This window comes from Bacillus sp. N1(2025) (genome assembly GCF_053470005.1).
In genome coordinates this window covers 191,769-218,614 of sequence record NZ_JBLTJB010000007.1, presented here as the reverse complement: position 1 = coordinate 218,614, position 26,846 = coordinate 191,769, and the positions used below count along the sequence as shown (strand labels likewise).

General features: G+C 50.2%; 2 protein-coding genes. Both read right to left on the bottom strand.

Translation table 11 applies throughout. The features are described from left to right. Positions 1 to 13: 13 nt before the first annotated feature. Positions 14 to 16,318, bottom strand: coding sequence for an amino acid adenylation domain-containing protein (locus ACNFN4_RS16270; RefSeq protein ID WP_448200310.1), 16,305 nt, complete (start codon positions 16,316 to 16,318; stop codon positions 14 to 16). Then, positions 16,308 to 26,843, bottom strand: a complete 10,536-nt coding sequence (locus ACNFN4_RS16265) for an SDR family NAD(P)-dependent oxidoreductase (protein ID WP_448200309.1) — start codon at positions 26,841 to 26,843, stop codon at positions 16,308 to 16,310. Before ACNFN4_RS16265 ends, ACNFN4_RS16270 begins: the two co-directional genes overlap by 11 nt. Between the last annotated feature and the right edge of the window lie 3 nt (positions 26,844 to 26,846).

The following is a 26,846-nucleotide window of genomic DNA, read 5'->3' as shown; positions in this document are numbered from 1 at the left end:
AGCCGTCCCCTCCTTAACTCAATTGTTGTACATGTCTTGTTACTTTAGGCTGATAGCTTCGCAGTTTTTGCATCGCCGAGCCGTGATGTTCAGGGTATACTTCTATCATTTCTTCCGGTTTTTCCTCCGGCTCTTCCGCCTGTTTCATCATGACGAACTGATTCAACGGGCCGCCGAGCAATCGTTCAAGCGCCGCCATTGCTTCCGGCGCTTCAATTGATCCGACTCCCGCCTGTTTCATCCGTTCTTGATATTCGGCAGATGATACGATTCCGACACTGCCCCAGTAGCTCCAATTCATCACTGCCGCCGAATACGGCCGAACTTGAGCCAAATGAGCGGCAAAGGCATCTTTGAAACTGCATCCGGCAGCATAATTGCTTTGTCCGGCCGCTCGTGCAAATGATTGAACAGATGAGAAGAACAATGCAAAGTCCAGCGGCTCATTTCGGAACACGCGGGCCATATTCACACTGACATTGACTTTTGCAGCGAGCACGCTTTTAAAACGGCTTTCCGGCATATTTTTCAGGCTCTGATCCTCTAAAACAATTGCGGAATGGATGATTCCGTTAATTTGCGGGTGCGTGCGTTTGATCGTTTCATACGCCCGTGTGAGCTCATTCGGATTTGCCGCGTCAGCTTCAATATAAATCGGCGCCGGCCCGAATTGGCTGAGTCTGTCGATTTTTTCCTGGATGGCGCTGTTATGTTTTCGTCTGCCGATCCAAACGACTCGCGCCTGATACGTTTTCACGGCATATTCGCTCCATGCCTCGCCGATGCCCCCCGCGCCGCCGATGACGACATAAACGCCGCCTTGTTGGTAAGCGGGCCGGCTTGACACCGGCTGCTGTACAGGAATAAGGCGCTGTTTGTACCAGTGATCGTTCCGGTACGCCCATGTATTGCCTTGCTCATCAAACGGCGCTGAGAACAGCTCCGCCTTTGAAACATCTTCCGGACATCCGGCATCAATCAGCCTTGTTTGCCAGTTCGGATACTCTTTTGCGAGCGAGCCGACCAAACCGTGAATGCCTGCATGAGCCGGATCAATAATGTCCGCCGGCTGTACGGACTGTGTTTTTATTGTGACTGCAGTCAAGCTGATTCGCTTGCCTCCATATCCTAAAGCAAGCATGGCCTTAATCACTCTGTACATCTGGATGACGCCCGCATCCTGAGCTTTTACCATGTCGTCAGCGCTGTGAAAAGGAGCGATCCATACGATATGCCCGAAAGACCCTGTTGCTTTCAGTTCAGCCGCAACAGCCTCTATTTCATCCTCCGGGGTGATATGGAGCCTTCTCGCAGAAGGATGATGCAATTGAAAAGCCGCGCTTTCCTCATCCCCCGCGATAAAGACAACCTCTTCCGTCTTATATGCCGGGCTTTGATCACGGAATTCCGCGAGATCCCACACCGGAGCCAGAAGGTTTGATCCATTTAATGATGTTTCCGGCGCGGGGCCTTCCATCATTCTGGAAGAAATCCCTTTAATTCTGACACAGACCCGGCCGGTCTCATCGCATAAGTCAATGTCCATACGCTGTATTTTTTCATCCGTTCCCCGGGAGCTGACGTACGCCCACATGCTTGTCGTGCACGGACTGAAAATGTCCAGTTCTTCAAGGGCGAACGGCAGTGACAGCTGGTTATCATCTGCGTGCAGCTTCAGTCCGATTGTCGCTTGCAAAGCTGAATCAAGCATACACGGGTGAAGAACGTATTGATCTGCCGTTTCTTCGAGGAAGGAAGGCAGCCGGAGCTCAGCTAATACTTGATTGCTTCCGATATGAATGTGCTGAATTCCTTGTTGTCCGGGACCGTAGTCAATGCCGATTTTGCTGAATAAGCCGTAACACTGTTCAGAAGTCAGTATACTGAGGCCGCATTGAGCTTTCAGTGCGCCTATATCACGGTGCGGAGCCTCCCCGGCGCTGAGAATGCCGGCAGCCCCCTGACAGTGTATCTGCCTGCCGCTTGCTTCTGTTTGTGAATCCGTGTAAATGTCATACACAATTTCACCGTTTTCCCTCGGGTTCAGGCTGATTTGCGCTTCAATCGGGCGGTTTCCCGCTTCGATCGGCCGAACCCAAACGATGTTTTTCAGGCGGGTGACAGACGGACGTTCCTTTTGCCCTTTGACTGCCTGAGCAACCGCCGCCCTAGCCATTTCCAAGTAGGCAACGCCCGGCATAACCGGCTTGCCTTTAATAAGATGATCGGTGAAAATCGTCTCTTGTCCCGTAAATTCGGATCGGTACCGCTGCTCTGTTAAATCTGATACATTTTCGTGAAGCAGCGGGTGCAGCACCCGCGACGTCGGCACAGCTTGCGGTTTCTCTGCTTTCGGCCGATTGTCCGTGATCCAGTACCGCTCTTTCGCAAACGGGTAAGCAGGAAGACTCATCCGTTGGGGCTTGATATCAGAATATAAGCCGTCCCATTTGATATCCGCGCCCTGCACCCATAATTCCGCAAGCTTGTCATTCTCTCGGCGGCTTATCAGCTCTTCGATATCCGCTTCGCCGTTTGCGCCTGCCAGAATGGATTTCAGGGAGGTTTTACCCGCTTTTCCTTTATAAATGCCCGCTATATCATAACGTCCTTTCGCACAGCTCTTTAGCTTGTCCCGCAGTTCTTCGGCCGAGGAAGCGATAATGGCCGCTCTTTCTTCCATCGCATCCCGTCCCTGCTGAAGCGTGTAAGCAACACCGGCAAGATCCGCATCCGTAAAAGGAGCTTGCGCCAGCTGCTGCGCCTGTTCCTGCAGACGCTCTTCTTCTTTGGCCGACAGCACAAAGATTTGAGGGTGTGTGAAAACAGCTGTTTTTCTTTCTACCTTCGGGATATATTCTTCAATGACGACATGGGCGTTTACGCCGCCGATGCCGAAAGAACTGATTCCCGCACGGCGCGGCAGATGATTGCCGTTTTCGTCTTTCAATGCCGTCCATTCTCTTTTTTCCTGTACGATGTAAAACGGACTGTCTTTCAGCTTGATATACGGGTTGATGACCTCGCTGTGGAGGCTTTTTGCAAGTGTTTTATGCTTCATCTGCATCAGCACTTTGATCACACCCGCGACACCGGCTGCCAGTGACAGGTGGCCGATATTGGTTTTGGCCGATCCCAGACCGCAGTGACTCGCGTAAACGGCGGAATCGCCTGTTTTTTCGTACAGCTTTTGAAAGGCGGATTTCAGGCCGTTGATTTCGACCGGATCGCCAAGCTCCGTTCCGGTTCCGTGCGCTTCTATATAAGTGACGGTTCTCGGATCAATGCCTGCTTTGTCATAAGCCGTTCTGACGACTTCCGCCTGGGCTTTCGGGTTCGGTGTCGTCAAGGAGTTCGCGCGTCCGCCGTGGTTGACCGCGCTGCCTTTAATGACACCGTAGATATGATCGCCCGCTTTTTCCGCTTCTGACAGCTTTTTCAAAAACAGAATTCCGGCACCTTCACTGACGGCAAATCCGTCCGCCCTGTCGGAGAACGTTTTACATTTCCCTTCTTTGCTCAGCGCACCCGCTTTGTCATAAGCGATGTGGCCTTGCGGTGTGACGACAGTATTCACGCCGCCGGCGATCGCCATATCGCAGTTCCCGTTTTCAATGGCGCATACAGCGTGATGAATCGCGACCAGCGAGCTGGAACAAGCCGTGTCGATCGGTTCACTCGGCCCGTGCAGATTAAGCATATAGCTGACGCGGTTCGGCCCCGCTGACGGACTCATATTTGCGGCTGACGCACCGCCGATATCCAGGTCGGAAAACAGTGAGCCGTATCCGGTATTCCCCGTGCCGATATACAGGCCTGTTTTCGTGCCGGAAAGGCTTTTAGCGGAATATCCCGCATCTTCTATCGCTTTCCACGCATACATCATTAACAAGCGCTGCTGGGGATCCATCTGTTCGGCTTCCAGCGGTGAAATTCCGAAGAACAGCGGATCAAAATCCGCAACTCCGTCAATAAATCCGCCCCACTTTACATTTGTTTTGTTGGCTTCATTAAGCGGGTCACCGTAATACTCACGCCAGTCCCAGCGATCCGCCGGAACCTCTGTTATACAATCTTTTCCCTCTTCTAAGTTGCGCCAATACTCATCAATATTTGCGGCCTTCGGAAACACTCCGCTCATGCCGACAATAGCGATCCGTTCCGGTTTATGTTCAGCCGCAGTCTGAACAGGCTGTACGGCAGTTTTTGCAAATCGTTTGTTCCCTGCCAGTCTGATGCCGCCATCATCAGTTACGCCGCTTTGTTTTTCTTCTTTCGGCTGTGTGCTGCCGGCAAATTGTGTTTGATAGTCTTCTGCTAAATGATGCGCCAAGGCTTGAATCGTCGCATATTCAAAAAATACGGTCGGTGTCAGATCAAGCTGATAAGTGTCATTCAGCTTGTTGGCGAATTCCGTCAGCGTAATGGAATCAAATCCGTATTGATTAAACTCCAATTCGATATCGATTTCTTCAATGTTTATTTTCAGAAGCCCGGAAACCTCTTTTGCCAGCAATTCCTGAAGTTTTGCCGTCAGGTCTTTCGGCGCAGGCGTTTCATCCGTTTTCTTAACCGGTGCAAAAGCGGCTGCAGGAGTCTTTTGAAGCAGCTTTTCCCGCATTACGGCGCGGTTTCCTTCCATGACGAGCACGCTTGTTTTCCCCGTGCTCCATGCTTTGTAAAGAGCTTCTATTCCGGTTTCAGTGCGCATCGGCGTTACGCCGGTTCTTTTTTCGGTGAGCTTCGCCATTTCTTCATTGACTTGCATTCCGCCGTCTTTCCAAAGCGGCCAATTGACCGACAATGTGTGACCGTGGCGGTACATTGCGGTAACCAGTGCGTTGCGGTATGCCGCATAGCTGTCCATAAATGCGTTTGCCGCCGCATAATCCGCCTGTCCCGCATTCCCGGTGACGCCGGAAATGGATGAGAAAACGATGAAAAAGTCCAGCGCTAAATGCTCGGTTGCTTCATCAAGGTTGACAAATCCGTCCGTTTTAGGAGCCAATACACTGTAAAACTCTTCGGTTGTTTTCTTTGCGATATACTGATCTTTCATCACACCCGCGCTATGAATGATGCCGTGAAGGCCGCCATATTCCGTCTCAATTGTTTTGACCAGGTCTGCCGCAGTTTGAGCGTTTGTTACGTCAGCCTGCTTGTATTCCGCTTTTGCTCCGAGTGATTCAAGCGATTGCAGCTGCATCCGCTGATTCTCGCTTAAATCGGAACGGCCTGTCAAAACCAGTGTCGGCTCTTTGACTTTGCGGGCGATTTCTTTCGCGAAAATAAAGCCTAAGCCCCCGGCTCCTCCGGTAATGAGATAAATGCCTCCGTCGTTCCACGGAATGCGTATTTTGCCGCCGGACACGCCCGTTTCTTTGACATCTGCGCTGTATCGGATGCCGTTTTCATATTTAATATGGCTGTCATCAGCAGCCCGTATTTTATTCTCTCTGATGATGTCTGTGATTCTTCCGTTTTCCGCCGGTTCTATTTCAATCAGCTGGGTTTTCAGTTTTTTATGTTCCAGGCCGGCTGTTTTTAACAGAGCTGAAATCCCTGAGAGCAGCTGATGCTTATCTGTTTTAGAGAGAACCGTCTGGATGAGGACGTCTCCATCCGTCTCTTCCTTCAGCAGTTTTTGCAGCGTCTCCAATATCCGTCCTGTATAATCACGGAAGCGCGCCGCCGCTTTCCCGTGCTGGGAGGTCATTTCAATACATTCAGCTCCCGCGGCTTCAACGGCTTGTTTCAATCCGGCGTCTGTGTCACAAAGCAACACGATATGCCGGGCAAAAACCGGTTCCGTTTGAACGGCGGTTTCATCGCTTCGGCTCCATACCGGCTCAAGCATGAGCGTTTCCGGAGCTTTTTCTTTTTTCTCAGGTTCTTTTTCAGCCGTTCTGAATGACAAACCTTTCAGCCTTACGCAAACCTTGCCGTTTTCATCACAAATATCAAGATCGCGTTTTTCAATCTGGCCGGCTTTGTGGTCTTCAGAAAGTCTGGCGTAAACCCACATCTCGGCAGCGCATGCGCTGAATACTTCAAGCTCCTGAACCGCAAACGGAAGCATCAGTTTTTCATCATTTGTTCCGGTTAATATGCTTGATGCCTGCAATGCAGAGTCCATTAAGCCCGGATGCATGACATACTCCTGTACCGTGTCCGCACAAGCCGCATCAAGTGACAGTCTGCCCAATACGAAATCATCACCTGTATAAATCGCTTTGACACCCCGGAAAGCCGGGCCGTAATCAAAACCGATTTTGCGGTACATATCGTACACTTCATCTGCAGAAAACGGTGTCTCGGCGGATTGTGATCTCAGCTTTTGGAGATCAATGACCGGAGCCTCGGCGTCAGGGCGGACTGATGCTGCCCCTTGGCTGTAAACGGACGGCTGATCTGTGTCCCGGCCGCTGTAAATGTCGAATTGAACGTCATTTGCCGTTTCAGGAATGAGACGGATGTTGACATGAACCGGCTCGTCTTCAATGGTGATCGGCCGCACCCAAACCGTATTCTTAAGCTTGACGCTTCCTTGTCCGGCCGGAACTTCAGATGCCTGTTCCATTGCTGCGCGCGCCATTTCAAGATGTGCCACTCCCGGTAAAATCGGCACGCCTTTTACAACATGGTCCGCAAGGTAAAATTCTTCTCCTGTATAGATTGAACTGAACCGCTGTTCTGCAAGGTTTGAAGTATTTCTGTGCAGAAGCGGATGAAGCGCGTCTTGTTTTCCGGCAGATACAGTTTTTGTTTTTTCGTGTTTTCCGGTATGTTTCGCCGCCCAATAACGGTCTTTTGCAAAAGGATACGACGGCAGGCTCATGCGTTTAGGCGGCCGGTCTCCATACAGCTTCGCCCAATCGACGTTCAGCCCTTTGACCCACAATTCAAGCAGCTTCGCGTATTTGCCGCGGGCCATCCATTTTTCAACGGCTTCTTGAATTTCTTCATCTTCCGTCAGCATTTGCAGCGTGCCTTTGTCTATTCTTCCTCTGTACAAGTCCGCGTGCTTATCTCCAGTGATAAACTGTGACAGTTTTTCCTGCAGTTCTTCTGCGGATCCGGCAATAACCGCCAGGCGTTCTTCCATGGCGTCCCTTCCGATTTGGAGGGTATATGCCATAGAAACGAGGGAGGATTGATCGTACCGTTTTTCAGTAAGCGCACGTTTCAGCTGTTTTGCCTGTTCTTTCAGGCGTTTTTCATTTTTGGCGGACAGAACGAAAAGACATGGATCGATATGAAAATCATCTGCTTCCTCTCTGTCTTCTGGAATGTATTCTTCGATGACGACGTGGGCATTTACGCCTCCGATGCCGAATGAGCTGATGCCCGCGCGGCGCGGCTGTTCGTTTCCGCGTTCGTCCGTCTGCGTCTTCCATTCCATCGTCTCCCGCACCAGATAAAACGGGCTGTCTTCAAGCTGAATGTACGGATTTACCGTCTCACAGTGGAGACTTTTTACTAGTGTCCGATGCTTCATCTGCAGCAAAATTTTAATAATGCCCGCTGCTCCCGCGGCAAGGGATAAATGGCCGATATTCGTTTTGACCGACCCTAAGCCGCAATAGCCGGCCGCTTTCTCTTTTCCGTCTGCAAACGAGCTGAACGCTTGTTTCAGGCCGTTAATTTCAACGGGATCTCCCAGTTCTGTTCCGGTGCCGTGCGCTTCGATATAAGAGACTGTTTTCGGATCAATGCCCGCTTTTTTGTATGCGGCTTTAATGACTTCCGCCTGTTGTTTCGGGTTAGGCGTTGTTAAAGATGCCGCGCGGCCGCCGTGATTCACCGCGCTTCCTTTAATGACGCCGTAAATGTGGTCCCCATCCGCCTCAGCGGCTTTCAGCTTTTTGAGGAAAAAGAGACCGGCTCCTTCACCATGGGCAAAACCGTCAGCCTGATCAGAGAACGTTTTGCATCTTCCTTCTTTACTCAGCGCGCCCGCTTTGTCAAAACTGATATACACATCCGGAAGAACAATCGTATTGATTCCTCCCGCCAAAGCCATGTCGCACGTTCCTTCTTCAATTGAAGAAACGGCATGGTGTATGGCAACGAGCGAGCTTGAGCAGGCGGTATCAATCGGTTCGCTCGGCCCGTGCAGATTGAGCGTATAGCTGACACGGTTCGGTCCGACAGACGGACTTGTATTCGCCGCGGATGACCCTTCAATCTCCGCATCGGCATTGGCTAAAAGAGAACCGTAGCCGGTATTTCCGGTCCCGATAAACACACCTGTTTTTGTGCCTGAGAGACTCTTTGACGCATATCCGGCATCTTCAATCGCTTTCCACGCGTGCGTCAGCAAGAGTCGCTGCTGAGGGTCCATTTGCTCCGCTTCCCGCGGTGAAATCCCGAAAAACAATGGATCAAATTCAGCAATTCCGTCAATAAACCCGCCTTGGTTGACGTTTGTTTTATTGGCTTCTTTTGCGGGATCCCCGTAATAGTCCCGCCAGTCCCAGCGGTCTTTCGGAATCTCGGTCATGCAGTCTTTGCCTTCTTTCAGGTTCTGCCAGTAAGCTTCAATGTCTTCTGCCATCGGGAAAATCCCGCTGATGCCTACGATTGCGATCGGTTCCGGCCCTTGGTCCCGCTGCACTGTCTGCGGAAGTGTCTCAGGCAGAGTTCGGCGTCGCTTAACGGCCGGGCGCGTGATTTGAGTCTCTTTTACCGGTCTTGCCGATTGAACCGTTTTTGTATTTACCGCAAACCGTCCGGCAAATTCCTCTTCGTATTCACTGATTAAATGAACGGCAAATTCATGGATTGTCGGATGATCAAAGAAAATCGTCGGCGTTAACGTAAGCCGGTACGTTTTGTTTAACTGGTTCGTAAACTCAGTCATCGAGATAGAATCCAGCCCGTATTTTGTCATTTCTTCATGAGGATCAATTTTGTCAATGTTTACTTTTAACAATGAGGCCGTCTGCTGTTTTAACAGATGCTTCACTTTTTCAAGCAGGCTGTCAGCATCAATGTCATGACGTACGCCGGTCTCTGTTTCCGGATGATCATTCTCTTTGCGGAACAGTTTTGCTTTCATGTGTTTCACATCTCCTTCAAGAACCGTCATCCGGGCTGTCCCGCTCATCAAGCCTTGATATAAAGCCTTGATGCCGGCATCTGTGCCGAGCGGTGCGATTCCCGCCTCCTGCATCAGCATATCTTCCGTCTGCTTTCCTGCCTGCATTCCGCCTTCTTTCCATAACGGCCAGCTGACAGAAAGCGTCTTTCCGTATCTTTGTCCCGCGGCTTGTAAAGAACGGCGGTACTCGGCATACATCTCCATAAAGACATTTGCAGACGCATAATCAGCCTGGCCGACGCTTCCAAGCACACCTGATAAGGATGAAAAGACAATAAAGACATCTAATTTCTCATGTTGTGACGCTTCATCAAGATACACAAGGCCCTTCACTTTCGGAGCGAGAACGTGTTGGTATTCCTCTGCCGTCTTCTTCACCATGTAGTTGTCTTTTATAATGCCGGCACTGTGAACAATCCCGTCCAGCTTGCCGTGCCGTTTGCGGATATTGCGGATCAATCGGTATACTTCTGCTTCGTCCGTGACATCAGTCTGCTCGTAGAAAACAGAAGCGCCGGCAGCACGTACTGTTTCCAGCATGTCTTTCTGCTTTTCTCTGAGAGCGGACCGGCCGGTTAGTATGATGACGGCATCTTTTGTACGGTTTGCGATCTCTTTTGCAAAGATCAGACCTAAACCTCCCGCACCTCCTGTAATGAGATAAACGCCTTCGTCTTTCCACGGAATGTCCGGCTCCGCTCGAGGTATATCCATTTCTCCCCAACCAGCGGCAAAGCGCTTGCCGTTTTCATATTTCACATGGACGCTTTCGGCATGCATACGGTTTTCGGACGCTTTTTCCGCTATGCCTTCAGCACTTTCTTCCTCCTCGGCTTCGATCATTTGACAGATCAGCTTGGAATGTTCAAGGCATGCGGTTTTGAAGAGTCCGGTAATGCCTGAGAACACCTGCTGTAAGCCTGCTGACCGCGTAACAGCCTGAAATAGAACGCGGCCCTTCGGCTTGCTTTTCATTATGGTTTTGATATGGTCAAACAGCTGGCCCGCATAAGAATGATACCGCTCTGCAATGGATGCGGGACGAGCGTCCAAGATAATGACGCTTGCATGTTCAAGCTTTGCTTCCACGGCCTGTTTTACAGCTTCATCGTACTCACAAAGGAAAATGATATGCTCTTCATACGAAGGCTCGTGGTCCGCCGGTTCCGGCTGCTCTTTCCAGACCGGTTCAGCGAGCAATGTGTCCGTACGGCTGACCGAAATGCCGGCACCCGCGTTTTCTTCCATGATCCGCGTTGAGAAACCTCTCATCCGCACACAAAGCCCGCCGTTATTGTCATATAGATCAATATCGGCTTTTTGGATAGGATCGCCGGCTTTATTGTTCGCACTGAATGTGACGTGCACCCACATATCATCAGCGCACGGCTTCAGAACGTCCAGCTCCTCTAAAGCAAACGGCAATGCGGCTTTGAATGGTTCCCCGCTTTCTGTAAGCAGCGCTCTCGTCACGTTTTGCAAATATTCGGCGGCCTGAAGCGCACCGTCCATCATACTCGGATGAAGGATATAATCAGCTTTTGTATGAGAGACGGATTCAGGAAGCTTCAATTTAGCAAGCAGCCGGTCTTCGCCTTTGTATACAAGCTGCACCCCTTTGTATCCGGGCCCGTAATCAGCACCGATCATTCCTTTGTAAAACGCTTGAGATTCGATTATTCCCTGTGTGCACCGGCGCTTCAGCTGCTCAATATCCGCCGCTTCCTCCGGTTCCTTCCGGATGATTTCAGCGATGCCCTGATTATAAAGAGGAGCTTCTTCACCGATAGAATCGTTACCCCCGTACATTCTGTAATGAATCTGTCCGTCCTCTTCTTCATAAAGTCCGATATGGACACGGACAGCGTCCTGATCGGCTATCACCGGGCGGACCCAAACAATATTCTTTAAGCGCAGGCCCAGAGATTCCTCTGTTGCCCCGCCGATGCTTTTCTCCGCCGCGGCCCGTGCCATCTCAAGAGTAACGGCAGCCGGCACGATCGCCATTCCTTTAATGATATGCTCGGCAATAAAATACTCTTTTCCCGTGAATTCCGAACTGAACCGCTGCTCCTGCAAGACAGATGTATTCTGATGTACCAACGGATGCAAAAGTTTGGTATCCGTTTGCTTCACAGTTTCCTCCGGCCAGAAGCGCTCCTCTGCGAACGGGTAGGTCGGCGCACTGATTCTTTGCGGCGCGGAATCCTGATACAATAAGCCCCAATCGACACGCGCTCCTTCAACCCAGAGCGCCGCGAGTGCTTTCAGCTTTTCATCCCGTGTCTGACATGACGCAAGCTCTTCCATCTCCTGAGCTGACACTTCTCTGCTTCTCACTTTTTCGCCCCGTAAGATGTTTTGGTCATTGCCGTTGATAAAATCCTGCAGCTGACGCTTCAAATCGTGACGATCATGACTGATAAAAACGGCTCTCTCTTCCATCGCTTCACGTCCGGTCTGATACGTAAATGCCAGATCATGCAAGGAAACATCGTTTTCGGCTTCATCCAGAAAGCCGGATAAACAAGATGCATAGGCAGTAAGACGCTGCTTATTTCTCGCTGACAGCGGAACGATAAAAGGCGGCTGTCCGTCCTTTGATCCGCTGATCGTTTTGTTTTCGTACTGTTCAAAAATGGCGTGGGCGTTTGTTCCTCCGAGTCCGAATGAGCTTAACGCTGCGCGGTGCGGCGTCTCTCTCTCCGGAAGCGGTTTTCGCTTATCCGCCACATAAAACGGCGAACCGCTGAATTTGATATTCGGATTCGGTGACGTGTAATTAATGGTAGGCGCCAGCTCCCGATGATATAAACTCATGGCGACTTTGATGCACCCGGCCAGACCTGCTGCTGTATCCAAATGTCCGATATTCGTTTTTACGGAGCCGATCCCGCAATACTGCTCCCGGTCCGTGTAACGTTTATACACTTGCTGCAGCGCGGACATTTCAATCGGATCACCCAATGTCGTTCCTGTGCCGTGCGCTTCGATATAGGAAATCGTCTCCGGGTGAATATTCGTGCTGTCTAAAACATGCTGGATGACGTCAGTCTGGCCTTTTACACTCGGTGCGTAAAAACCGACTTTATCCGCTCCGTCATTGTTCAGACCGATGCCTCTGAGCATGGCGTATATGTGATCTCCGTCCTGAACGGCTTGTGACGCCTTTTTCAGCAGAATGACGGCCGCTCCTTCTCCGCCCGCCATACCGTCGGCTGAAGCGTCAAATGCCTTGACATGCCCGTCGCTTGAAAAATTCAATCCGTTTTGGTGCACATAGCCGATGCCGGTCGCTGCATGCAGAGTTGCTCCGCCGACGAGCGCGTATTCTGATTCTCCGCTCGTTATGCTTCTATAGGCTGAATAAAGACCGACTAATGATGATGAGCAATTGGAATGAACGAAATAGCTTGGCCCTTTTAATCCGAGCTTATGGGAAACCATCGTCGGAATCGTGCCGCTCTGCGCTAACACCCATGACACATAGCCGTCGGGAGATTCATGGCCTTCTGTCGTTTTTTCCGGCAAAAGCGACCGATACGAATTATTGCTTGCCGACATATATACGCTTGTCTTCGGAATCTCTTTCGATACATATCCCGCGTCCTCGACGGCTTTCCAAGAATGAACCAGCAGAAGCCGAAGCTGAGGGTCCATAAATTCTGCGTCTTTTGGAGAAATGTGAAAGAACTCAGGGTCAAAGAGATCTTTTCCTTCTATCGTCGATAATGCCGGCACATAGTCGGGATTTTCGATCAAATCTTCAGGCACGCCGGCTTTCCGAAGTTCTTCTTTCGAGTAGAACCGGACGCTTTCTTTTCCTTCTCTTAACTGCTTCCAAAACTCATGATGATTTTTCGCGCCGGGGAACTGGCAGGAGATCCCCACTATCGCCACACTGTCATCAAAGTAAGACGGCATCCCGTTTTGCGGTGTATGTTCTTTTTCTCTTTCATCTTGGCCGGACACCTCTGATTCAGCTGCCTGTTTTGTTTCAACAATAAATCGGCTGATCGCCTTTATGGTAGAGTGTTCGAATAAATCCGTGACGGTAAAATCGCATTCCAGCTCCTGTTTAATGCGTTCTGCCGCCGCAACAGCCAGAAGCGAGTCGCCTCCCACATCGAAAAAGCCGTCTTCGATTTTGATGCCCGCCGTATTCAGCAGGTCTTCCCATATTGCGGTCACTTTCGCTTCCGCTTCTGATAACGGCAGTCTGCCCGTCTTTTCAGACCGGTGAACGATTACCTTGCGCTGTTTTAGGTCTTTGCGGTTCACTTTTCCGCTCGGTGTTAACGGCAGCGCATCCAGGCGGATAAAATGGGCGGGCGCCATATAATCCGGCAGGCTTGATAAAAGATGGTTGCGGAGCGCTTTTTCATCTGCCGTATGACCGGAGCGGGCCGTATAATAAGCAATCAGCTTTTTATGTCCGTTCTTTTCCTGAACAACTACCGCCTGGTCAAGAATGTCCGGATGTTCGTTCAATTTCGTTTCAATCGCTCCCAATTCGATGCGGAAGCCGCGGATTTTCACCTGACTGTCAATCCGGCCGGCATATTCTATGTTTCCGTCAGGTAGCCATCTGGCCAAATCACCTGTTTTGTAAAGCTTTTCTCCTTCACTAAACGGATTATCAATAAATGATGCCGCCGTCAGCTCAGGCTGATTGTAATAACCTCTGGCCAGACCGGCGCCGGCCACGCAAAGCTCCCCGGCCACACCGTCAGGGACGGGGCTGAGCTTTTCATCGACGATATAAAGCCGCGTATTGTGAATCGGTTTCCCGATCGGCGTATTCCTGCTTGTGATTTCCTTTTGGCCGCAGCTGTAGTAAGCGGCATAAATGGATGTTTCCGTCGGGCCGTATATGTTTTCAATTCTGGCATGTTTGAAGATGGAAACTGACTTTTTAACTAAATCTTTCGGAAACGCCTCACCGGCCACCATCACATATTTCACAGGGCCGTCTTCTGTAAATGCCGTATGCCGCTTTACCGTTTCCAGAAATACATTAAACACGGCGGGCGCAAAATTCAGATGCGTGACCTGGTGGGTTTGGATGTATTCCATGCAAAGCTGCGGATTTTTTTCTGCACCAGGCGGCAAAATGACAAGCCGTCCGTTTCCGATAAACCAGCCGAATAATTCAGAAATCGAAACGTCAAATACGTAATTCGTTTTTAACAAATAGGCATCCTCTTGTGCGACCGGATACTCAGCTTCCAAAAACTGCAGCGTATTCATGATGGCTCTGTGCTCAACCATGACGCCTTTCGGTTTTCCCGTGCTTCCGGACGTATATAGAATATAAGCGAGATGATGCGGTTTTGAACGCGGCGTCAGTTTTGCCCCGCTGACAGAACGTCCGCTGTTTTCAATTTCCACCGTGCTCACACCGCCGATGGCCAACTGTTCAATCATGCCGCGCGTCTTTGCTTGCGTTAATACGATCGAAACGCCGCTGTCAGTCAACACGTGCGCCATCCGTTCGTTTGGAAAAGCCGGGTCCAGCGGCACATACGCGCCTCCCGCTTTTAAAATGGCGAGGATGCCGATGACCATCTCAAAAGAACGCTCCGTACAAATGCCGACCGGGCATTCCGGTGTGACGCCCTTTTCTTGCAGGTACACAGCGAGCGCCGTGCTTCGTTCATCTAATTCGCGATATGTAAGACTGTTTTCACCGAATGTGACGGCTTCTCTGTCAGGGTGGCGTCCGGCTTTTTCTGCAAACACTTCATGAATGCAGCGCTCATTCGGCTGATGGGATAAACGGCTTTCATCCCGTTTTTGATTGAGCAGGCCGGAACAGGCTTCAAAAGCGATCTCCGGATCAGAAAGCACCTTTTCTGCCAGTTTCATATAATGCTCCGCCATTCGTTCGATGAAAGAAGGGCTGTAGACATCCGGGTTGTACAGAAATTGCAGGACGGTTCCCGTTTCTTTTTTATAGACTTCAAGCGCAAGCTCAAATTCGCCTTCCTGATGAATGTCTTCTATCATTTCAATGCCGAGTGATTGATATAGTTCCGCCAGCTTTTCCGCTCCTTCTGTCCGGAAGAAGTTTTGATAGAAAAACGCGGTTTGAAAAACAGGCGACACCGCAGGCGAGCGTTCCGTCTTCAATTCTTTTACAAGCGCGGGAAACGGATACGCGGCATGGTCCAGCCCTTCTGCCAGTGTCAGCTGCAGCTCCTTCAAAAACGACGTAAAAGATTTGGCGCCCGTCTCCCTGCTTCTGACCGCGATCATATTAATAAAGTATCCGATGACAGACTCGAATTGAGCCTCAGAACGCCCCATCGTCGGCATGCCGACGATGACATCTTCCTGATTCGTATATTGATAGAGCAGTCCTTTGAAAATAGCGAGATACACAACGGATTCATTGACATTATTTTTTTGGGCGCAAACTTTAATCTGCCGGTTCAGTTCATCAGGAAGCAAGCGCTGATACGCCTGCCCCCTGCAAGTTTGAACCGATGATCTCGGATAATCCGACGGAAGCTCAAGCACCGGCAGCGGTCCTTTTAGCTGCTTTTTCCAATAAGACAGATGCGTTTTTCCCGCCTCACTTTCAAGCAGCTCTTTTTCCCATTTCACAAAGTCATGATAATCTGCGGCCTGCTGAAGCATGACAGGTTCTTTGCCTTCACTTGCTTTTGCATAAGCGTCCAGCAGCGCCGACATAAACGTCATAAGAGAGACGCCGTCAAAAATGATATGGTGAATGGTGATTAACACAATCGGCTCCCGCTTCGCCCGCCGGAATACTTGAACACGCAGGAGCGGCCCGGTTTCAAGCGAGAACGGTGCTTTTGCTTTTTCTTTAATAAACGAAAGAGCGTCACGCCCGCTTAATTCGGAAAGATCCATTTCTTCAATCGGAAAATGCCGATCCGTATCTTCTATCTGATACGGAAGGCCGTTTTCCTCTTTTATCACACTGGTCAAAATAGGGTGCTGGCGCTGCACGGACAAAAGGGCGTTTTTGAATGTCTCGACATCCAGCTTTTGAAAACGAAAGCATAACGGAATGTTATATGCGCTCATCTCCGGAAACATTTTCTGAAGCATCCACAAACCTTTCTGGCCTTCTGAAAGCGGACGTTTTGCAGTTGTCCGCTTAGAAGCCTGAAGCTTTTGTTCTACTTCAGCGATGGTGAGCGTTCCTGATCTGTAGGCATCGAGAAGTTCTTTATGATTCATAGGTCTTACTCCCTTCTATGATGTCTTGCACTCTTTTAAAATCTAATGTCCCCTCAGAGACCTGTTTCATCATGGCGATGATCTCCTGATCCGTATACTCCTTGTTATCCGGAGCGGCGGCTTCTGTTTCGGTTTCTTCCGTTCGGTAAAACGTTTCGATCGTTTCTTTATGTTCTGTCAGGTAATAGCTGATGACGTCTCCGAGCGTGGCATAGCTGTAAAATAATGCCGGAGTGACTTCAATGCCGTAATGACTCGACAAAAGAGCGGCAAATTTGGCTAAATAGATGGAATCAAATCCGAATTCCGCCCAGTTTTTATGCAGGACGAGTTTATCTTTAGATATTTTCAGCAGACTGTGTATCAGCTCTTTCAAATCCGCTTCGAGCCGTTTTTCCGCGCTTTCTTCCGAGATGCGGCGGCTCACGGTTTCCAAAAGCGCATCCGTTTTTAATGAATCGTCCCGCCGTATGCCTAAAAATCGTTCGGCACGGCTTCTTTCGCCGGCAATGACAAGGCACTGGGTGTTGTCTTGAGAAATGATGCGCTCAAAAAGCTCAATGCCTTCATCTGTTTCTAACAGGCGCTGACCGCTTGATTTCAGGTACATGCCCGTCGTCTCTTCACCGCCGACGGCCATTCCGCCGTTTTTCCAGACCGGCCAGTTTATGACAAAAGCGTTTCCGCTTTCTGATTGTTCGTTTTTATAGCGGGCATACGCCATTTGGAACCTGTTCGCGACCGCATAATCACAGCAGCCGAAATCTCCTAAAACAGCAGATGTGGATGAAAAGTAGCAGATGAAATCAGGCGTTTCGTTTTTCAGCCACTCGTCAAGAAGCAGGCTTCCGTTTATTTTCGGTTCAAGCGTACTGCGGAAATTCCCGATTTCATTTTCAAAGACGGATGTTCTGCTTTCGATGCCCGCCGCATGAATGACGCCGTGAATGGCTCCGAATCGTTCTTTCGCGCGCTTGATGCAGTCGCCCATTCCGATCGGATCACAAACATCGGCTTCGGCGTAAAGAACACCCGCACCGAGATTTTCCAGGTCTTTCATTTTTTCTTTCTTTTCTTCATTGATCGGCGACCGCCCCGTGAGAATGACATTTGCCTGGTAGTTCCGGGCCAGATGGCGGGCAAATAAGTAGCCGAGCCCTCCTAATCCGCCTGTAATGAGATATGTTCCGCCGGTTCTGATCCTGCTGTTTTCTTTCGTTAGTCCGGTTGGTTCGATGTGATAGACATATCGTTTTCCCTCTTCCAAGAAAACAGTATGGTCTGTTTCAGCTTTCAGCTCGTCCCAAATGGTTCTCACCCAGTCCGTTATGGCCGCACCGGCTTTTCTGAAGTGGCCGGTAACACTTGTTTTCGGGAGAACAATGCCGAGCGAACGCTCAAAGCCGATCCATGATTCCAAGTAGCACCTTTCCAGACCGGATGCATATTCCCCCGCCAATAACAGCCTTTCCGGCTGCAGACCGGTCTCAGCCATTGCTTTGAGAATATGGACGATACATGAATAATCTTCGATGCAGCTTTTATCTTCAAGCGCCCATAAATACAAAATGGCAGAAGCCTCACCGTACTCTTTTTGAATATCCGCAAAAGCGTTCACATATGATTGCGGATCTTCCCGCACCACTTGGCAGCGGCCGGCGGACAGAGCCTCATACCGGTCTCCCTGAGCGATAAAAATAACGTCAATGTCACTGTCATACGATTTGACCACAGAGACGGCTTCCTGCTGCTTCTTCTGATCAGATAAGAAAGAAATCACCGTTTTGACTTGCTTTTCTCCGGCTGCCGGCAGAGCCTGTTCTTTAAGAACTTCTCTAAAAGTCATTACTTCAAATTGTTCCGCCGGATCATTTTCGTCAGCCGGCGCGTTAACGGGCGCGGCCTTGCTTTGTACAGGCTGCTGATGCCAGAAGCGTTCTTTCGCAAACGGATAAGCAGGCAGGCTGATGCGGGCCGGAGGACGGTCTCCGTATAATTTCGCCCAATCGATGTCCAATCCTTTTACCCAAAGCTCAAGCAGCTTAGAATATTTCCGTTTGCTGATCCAAGCGTCTATGATTGTTTCCATATCATCATCCGCCGAAAATACGGCAAGCATCCGTTTGTTTTCTTCCGTGCCGTCACGGTGCAGTCCGGCGCTGTTTTGTCCGGCGATAAATCCATTCAGTTTTTCCTCAAGTTCATGAAGTGAATGGACGATAAAACCGAGACGCTCTTCCATCGGCACCCGGCCAGTCTGGAGAGTAAAGGCTATGCTCATAAGGTCGCTGCCGCTGTATCTTTTTTCACGGATGGCGTCTCTGAGCTGTTTTGCTTTTTCAGTGAGCCGTTCGCTGTTTTTCGCGGACAGGACGATGATGGCGGACTGATCTGCCGGCGTTTCATAAGGCTCTTTGTCTGCCGTATATTCTTCTATGACGAGGTGGGCGTTTGCTCCTCCCGCGCCGAAGCTGCTTAACCCCGCCCTTCTCGGAAGCTCTTTGCCGCCGATGACGGGACGTTTCCACTCACCGAGCTCCTGCTGAACGGCAAACGGCGTATACGCGAAATCAATATTCGGATTCAGCTGTTCCGCGTGCAGGGACGGTGCAATTTGGCGGTCTTTGAGCTGGAATAGTATTTTTGTCAGACCCGCAATGCCCGCGGCGCTTTCACAATGGCCGATATTTGATTTTGCGGAGCCGATGGCGCAAAACTGTTTGTCTGTTGTATCCTCTTCAAATGCTTTCGTTAATCCGGCGATTTCAATCGGATCTCCTAATGCGGTGCCCGTACCGTGGGCTTCAATATAACTGACGGTGCGCGCCGGGACGTTTGCCCTTTGGAAAGCTTCTTTTATTAAGGCGGCCTGCACATTCGGATTCGGAACCGTGTATCCGTTCGTTTTGCCTCCGCTGTTAATGGTGCTTCCTTTAATCACACCGTAAATGTGATCGTTGTCGGCAATCGCTCGGTCTAACGGCTTTAACACGACCGCGCCCACCCCTTCTCCGTCGACAAAACCATCCGCGCGGTCTCCGAACGATTTGCACGTGTCGCTTGCGGAAAGCATGTTCATGACTGACAGATTCATATAATGGATCGGGTCGGTCACTATGTTTACGCCCCCGGCAATCGCGCATTCGCTTGAACCGCTGTATATGCTCTCAAGCGCCAGATGAATGGCCGTCAAAGAAGAGGAGCAGGCTGTATCAACGGCAATGCTCGGCCCTTGGAAATCAAAAAGGTAAGATACCCTGTTGGCAATGGACCAGTAGCCGTAGCCTGTCGGGTAGTTTTTGTTCATCGCGCCGGCAAAAACACCGATTTTTCTGCTTTGGCACAGGTTGTCAGGCGTATAGCCGGCATCCTCGATACTCGCATACGCCGTTTCTAAAAATAATCGCTCCTGCGGGTCCATTCGCTCTGCTTCCAAAGGAGAAATCTGAAAGAACAGCGGATCAAACTTGTCCATATCCTCAATGAAGCCGCCCCATTTCGTATAAATAGAGCCTTCTTTACCTTTCTCTTCATCGTAGTAATCCTGCCAGTTCCAGCGTTCCCGCGGGATTTCTTCTATGCAGTTTTTTCCTTTTTTAATATTAGCCCAAAGCTCAGCCGCTGTTTTTGCCTGCGGGTAGCGTCCTGAAACACCGATGATGGCCACGTCGCGAACCGAACTTTGCCGGACCGTCTCTTTGGCTGCCCGTTTTTCCCTCCGCCGCCAGTCAGTGCGAAGCGGCTTAGCCGGCTGTACAGCCTGCGGTTCTGGTGATGCCTTCCGTTCTTCCTGAACAGGCGTTTGTCCCGTCAGTTTGATCATCGCGTCTTTTTTCGTTTTGATTAAGTGAGCGACGAGCGCCTCAATCGTCTGATATTCAAAAAATAAAGTGCTGCTGACTTGGTCCAATACATTTCGTAACGCGTTTGTCAGCTGTACGACGACGATAGAATCAATTCCGTATTTTTCAAGCGGCGCTTTCGGATCAATTTGAGCCGGCGGAATTTTTAATGTTTCTCCGATTAACGTTTTCAAGTACTCGGTGCTTTTTTCTGTTAAAGACGTGTCGCCTTTTTGCACCGTTGTTTGCGCCTGAAGTTCCGGCGCTTGCGCTGCTTTTGGCGGTGCGGTCCGTTTTTCGGCCCCTGATTTAAGCGTTTTTTGGCGAACAATGCCGTTGCTTTTTGCCGCTATAATCTGATGGCTTAATTCATGTGCCGCTTCTGCCGGGAAGAAGACAGAATGCCAGCCTTCACTTTCTAACACGCGCTTCCAGCTTTCCGAATACAAGCCCGGGCACCCCGGAATACGAAGGGCGGAATCTTCATGCAGCCACCAGCCTTCAAGCAGTCCGAAAGTAATATGCGGGAACAGGCTGTTTCCCGCCATTTCATTTAAGAGCAGCAAACCGTTGTCTTTTAAAACGGCTTTGGCGTTTCTCAGCGTCTGGCGGATGTCTTTCGTCGCGTGGAGCACATTGGCCGCAACGACGATGTCGTATGCGCCCGGCTCTATGTCCTGGCCGGCAAGCGGCGCTTCTGCGTTAAAAAGCTTATACGTCAGATAAGGATTCCGTTTGCCGTATTCCGTCTCCGCATGCACGAGAAAAGCTTTCGATACATCGGTGTAACAGTATTCTTTTATATGGTTTTGATACGGCCTAAGCTTTTCAAATATGCCTGCGCTTGTGCCGCCTGTGCCCGCTCCGATTTCCAGTATGCGGATCTCGGCTTTTGAATGTTTGCTGATGTTTTCTTTCACATAAGCCATTAATGTATCTGACAGGGCGCTGTTAAAGTAATCCGCGACTTGATTGTGCTTATAAATTCCTTCAACAAGTTCCATTGAAGAGTGCGGGAACATGATGTCTGTCGCCGGCACTTCTTCCCGCAGAATGTCCGGCAGTGCTTTAAGCATCGTCTCGGCTAAAACAGTCATCGCTTTTGTATCGGCGTTATTGAGCCATTCCTCTTTTTCCCGCTCCCATTTTTGCCATAGCGAGGCGGTTGTGTTTTCGGCTCGCGCCGACAGTTTATATGAATCCGCATTCCCTTCCAGATAGCCATGTTCCAGAAGGAAAGCGATCGTTTGATTGAGCCATTTTTTAAAGTATTCGTGTTCGGGCTCATACGCTTTAAGGCTTTGCGGCGTCAGCAAGTCTGCTTCTTTAAGCTGGGCGATCAAAAGCTGATACAGAAAATCATCGAGCTCCTGATGTTCAGCCTCTCTAACAAGACGTGCGCCGGGCGGAGCGACCTTCGGCTGTTGTGAAAAGAAAAGCGGCTGAGGCGGATAAACGGAAATCTTTTCTCTTTCATTCATCCCTTCGACTGCGACCGGTTTGGTCGTATGAATGAAGGCCGCCTGATCAATCGGCAGCGTCATAAGGGTTTCAAGCGCCTCCATTGCAGCGTCCGGTTCGATCAATCCCAATCCGATCTGATCCATCAGCTGAATAAAATCACCGTCTTCAGCCGCTTCGCTGTTGCCCCAATAGCCCCAGTTCATCACTTTGACCGGACAATTCCATGTCTGATCAAGTTCCTTCGCAAATGCGTCACTGAAAGCGCATCCTGCGGCATAATGGCTTTGTTTCACGTTATGAATAAATGCCACAAGCGAGGAGAAGAAGAGCGCAAAGTCAAGCGGCTCCCGTCCAAATACCTCCGCCATGGACACACTTACATCGGCTTTTGCCCGCAGCACCGATTTGAACTCTTCTGTCTTCATATTATTTAAGCTTTGCTCAGACAGATCCATTGCCGAGTGGATGATTCCGTTCATTTTTGTGTGGCGCTCTTTTATGAACTGATAAGCCATCTCTAAGGAAGCACTGTCGGCGGCATCGGCGGAAACATATTCAGGCGCCGGGCCGAATGCGCTGAGCCGGTCGAGTTTCGCCTGTATGGAATCATTCAGTGTGCTTCTTCCGATCCAAATGATGCGTGCTTTGTAGCGGCGGATCATGTATTCACTCCATGCCTCGCCAAGATATCCGGCGCCTCCGATCACGGCATAAACCCCGCCTGTTTGGTACAGCGTGCCGTTTTTCGGCATATTGTCAAGCGGTATCAGCTGCCGCTCAAACAGCTGCTGATTGCGGTACGCCCAAATTTGACCGTTTTTTCCGGCAGAAAGACTGAGCGCCTCTTCGATCGGCCAGCTGCCGTCCGTTTCTGTGTCAATCATGCGGATATGCCAATGCGGATATTCTTTCGCCATTGTTCCGGCAAGTCCGCTGACTGCGGCTTGTGACGGGTCGGCGCTGTCTTGATCCGAAAACGGCTGGGCATTTGCTGTGACGATGCACCAGTCCAAACGTTTTTCTCCGTACCCTAAGGCAAGTAATGCTTTCATCAGCTTGAACACATGAAGAACGTTCCTTTCCTGTTCCTTGAGGCTGTCAGCACTCTCAGCCTGCGGAGCAAGCCAAATGATTTGCTCCAGTTCTTTTTGTCCTTCAAGCATGTGCGTAAGAGATGCGATATCATCCGTGCTTCTGATCGGATAATAGGAAGCGTTCGGCAGATGTTCTTTTATGCGCGTATGTCTCGAATCCGTTCCGCCGAATACTGCCGTCTGCTTATCCACCGCTGCTTCCCCGGCTTTTTCAAGCGCAACAGGCTCCCAAGCCGGAATCAGCATCGTATGGCCGACAGGCGCCTCCGAGGTTTCTCCGCCCGCTGTTTGGCTTGTGTCAAGCGCCCGGACGGACGCGCCTTTCATCCGGACATAAACCGTACCGGCATCATCACACATATCAATGTCAAATTTTCTTACGCTGTCATCTGCTTTGCTGCCTTCTGTGTACCGGATATATGACCAGATATGTTCAGGGCACGGCCCGAACACTTCCACTTCCTGCATCGCAAACGGCAAAGAAAGCTCGTGGCTGTCTGCATCGTCATGTATTGAGCGGACAAGCAGACCGACGGAAGCGTGAAAAGCGGCGTCCATCATACTCGGGTGAAGCGTATACTGTTCTTTTTTGTCATGTACGGCAGCCGGGAGTGAAATAAGGGCCAATAATCGGTCTTCTCCAAGCAGCAACTGCTGTACGCCCCTGTATGCCTCTCCGTAATCCAGACCGATCTTCTCAAAAGCACCGTAACATTCTTCCGCAGTCACGATTCCTAAATTGCAGGAAGCTTTGACAGACTCGATATCTATCTGGGCGCTGCCCTGTTCGGTAATGACCGCTTCACCCTGGCTGTGAATAACCGGTTCCTCGCCGTTTTCTGCCTCACTGTATATTTCATAGGTAATCTCACCATTATCTTCTGGGTAAAGGACAATATGTATTTCTTTCGGTTTATCTTCAATCATGACCGGACGGACCCAAACAACCTGTCTGAGTGTGACGCTATGGCCTTTTTCCGTCACGGCAGCGGCCTTTTTGACCGCCTCTGCGGCCATTTCCAAATAGGCGACACCCGGCAGTATTTTTTGTCCGTTGACGACATGGTCAGATAGGAAAAATTCATCTCCCGTAAAAAGAGACGTGAAGCGCTGCTGCGAAAAATCTGACGTATTTTCTTGTAAAAGCGGATGCAGCACTGTGCCTGACGGGCTTTTCTCCTGTTTTTTCTGCTGCGGAATCCAATAGCGTTCTTTTGCAAACGGATACGTCGGAACGCTTGTTTTACGCGGTTTATATGAACCGTACAGCTTATTCCAATCTATTATTTTCCCTTCTGCCCATAACTCGGCAAGCCGTCTCGGATCATCCGTCTCAGGAGCGGGTTCGCTCAGTTCCGGCAGCTCGGCTTGTCCGCGCCAAAGACCGGGGATGTTTTCGTTTCCTTTTACGAAATCATTCAGCTTTTCTTTCAAATCGCGGGTGTCATTTACAAGGAAGACAGCTCTCTCCTCCATTGCTTCACGTCCTGTCTGAAGAGTATAAGCCAGTTCAGACAGCACCGTCTTTTCTGAAAGCGATCGGGCTAGTTTTTCCGCATAGGCCAGAAGCCTGTCTTTATTTCTTGCTGACAGCGGGATGAGTTTTGCTGCCTCGTTCTCAGGTGCTGGCGCTTTTTGTTCAGGCTGAATGTATTCTTCTAAAATGATATGGGCATTCGAACCTGATGCACCGAAGGAACTGAGTCCGGCCCGGCGCGGATAATGTGTGACTTTACCGTTTTCTTCGGCTGCCGGCTGCTTCCACGGAGCAGTCTGCTGCTGTACGTAAAAAGGAGATCCCTCAAATTTCAGGTAAGGATTTAATTCCGCAGAATGCAGTGATTTGACAAGCGTTTTGTGATGAAGCTGCAGCGCCGCTTTTGTTAACCCGCTGATTCCCGCCGCTGATTCTGCGTGGCCGATATTTGATTTGACCGAACCGATGGAACAAAATTGCTGATCCTGCGTCCCTTGGCTGAACGCTTTTGACAGACCTTCAATTTCAATCGGGTCTCCTAACGAGGTACCCGTGCCATGGGCTTCCACATAGCTGACGGTCCGCGGGCTGATACCTGCTTTTTTCAGACAGGCCTTAATGACTTCTGCCTGTGCAGCAGGACTCGGGACGGTAATTCCGCTTACTTTCCCGACGTGGTTAACGGCGCTTCCTTTAATGACCGCGTAAATGCGGTCGCCGTCTTGTTCGGCTTTTTCCAGCGGCTTGAGCAAGACCGCACCGACTCCTTCTCCGGAAACGTAGCCGTCCCCGCCCTCGCCGAATGTACGGCAGCGGCCGTCACTTGAGTGCATGCCCACGCTTCCGTAGCTGAGATATTTCGCCGGGTGCAGCGACAAGTTCACCCCTCCCGCAAGCGCGGCTTCACATTCGCCGCGGCGGATGCTTTCAATGGCCAGATGGACGGCGGTCAATGATGAGGAACAAACGGTATCCACCGCGATGCTCGGCCCGTGGAAGTCACAATAATAGGACACTCTGTTGGCGATCTGCGCATAATTCAGTGAAACCGGAAAAGGATCAGTTTCAGATAATTGTTCTGCGCCGATTAAGGAATAATCTTTATGCATCACCCCTGCAAATACGCCGATCGGATGCTGTTTCTCACCTTTATTCCCCAGCGTTTCAGGCGTATACCCCGCATCTTCAATCGTTTCCCAGCATGTTTCTAAAAACAGGCGCTCCTGCGGGTCCATCGTTTCCGCCTCACGCGGTGAGATTCTGAAAAACTGCGGATCGAAGCAGTCGGCATCGTCAATGAAACCGCCCCATTTTGATACTGTTTTTCCAGACGGGGACGTTACGTTTTTATATGTTTTCCAATCCCATCGGGACTTCGGAACTTCAGTGATACAATCCGTGCCTGCCTTCAGGTTTTCCCAAAACTCCGCCACACTTTTCGCTTTCGGATAGCGGCCGGCCATTCCGATAATCGCGATGTCTCCGGTGTTTTTATGATGTTCTGGCGCGTCCTGTGCTTCAGCTTCAGACCGTGTCGGTTCGGCTGCACGTTCCGCACATTCAAATGAAACGGTCTTTTTCAGAAAGGCTGCGAGTTCTTTTATATTTGTATATTCAAAGAGAAGAGTGGGCGCGAGGTCCGCACCCGTCTTTTTACTGATATCCTGTACAATCTCAAGCAAAGAAGATGAATCCAGCCCAAGCTCATAGTAGCCTGCAAGAACGTCCAGCGTCTCCCAAGGCTGCCTAAGCTTATCAGCCAAAAGCTTCTTTAAAAACAGAATGATGTCTTTTTCATCTGCGCTTTCCGTCTCAGCTGCAGCCTGTTGATTCTGTTCGGCTGTATTCGCGTCTTCTTCGAGCCGAACCGCTTTTCCCGTAATGTTTTTAAGCTCCGCCACCTTTTGTCCGGATCGGCTGAAGTACTCGATCGTCATCGTTGTGAGTTCTTTTTCCTGACGGACGCCGGAAGCGGCGATACGCGCCGTGCACTCTGATTGCAGCCTGTCGGCGGCCGTGAACGATTCATAATATAAAGGCAGGTGAAGCCGGTTTGTTTCAGAAAGCAAACCGCTCGCCCCGATTCCGCTCGCATCCAAAAGGGCCGGATGGAATAAAAAGAAATCTTTTCCTTCTTCGCAAGAAAGCTCAGCCAGCATGCCGCCTTCTGTTTCGTACAATCGTCCGTTCGATTTCATCATGCCGGAATGAACCAAGTCATGATCCAGGCAGCGGTTATACATGTCATCAAGATTCAGAGATCTGCCTGACTGCTTCACATCGCCGAAATCAATGGTTTCGTCAAATGTGACAGCGTCCCTTTTCACCATTTCAGCCGTCGCATATTGTATATTGTCTGACAGCTCGTCACCTTGCTGTTTCTGCCCTGAAAGGGAGATGAGCCACTTTCCATCTCCGCTATCAGAACATTGAATGGTCAGAATGATTGCAGCCGTTTCACTGACGGTTAAAGGCTGATAAATCGTACCGTGCTTCAATTCGAGCTCATTGTATACATAACCGTGTTCCTGAAAAACCTGATAAATCAAATCGATATAAGCAAGACCGGGCAATACCGCTTCACCAAAGACCATATGGCCCTTCATGATGGGATGATCCAGTGAGATATTGATTTTTTCCGATATCATTCC

Excerpts from the sequence above, each read along its gene's own strand:
- ACNFN4_RS16270 (WP_448200310.1), bottom strand. The coding sequence starts at position 16,318 with ATGAATCATAAAGAACTTCTCGATGCCTACAGATCAGGAACGCTCACC.
- ACNFN4_RS16265 (WP_448200309.1), bottom strand. The coding sequence starts at position 26,843 with ATGATATCGGAAAAAATCAATATCTCACTGGATCATCCCATCATGAAG.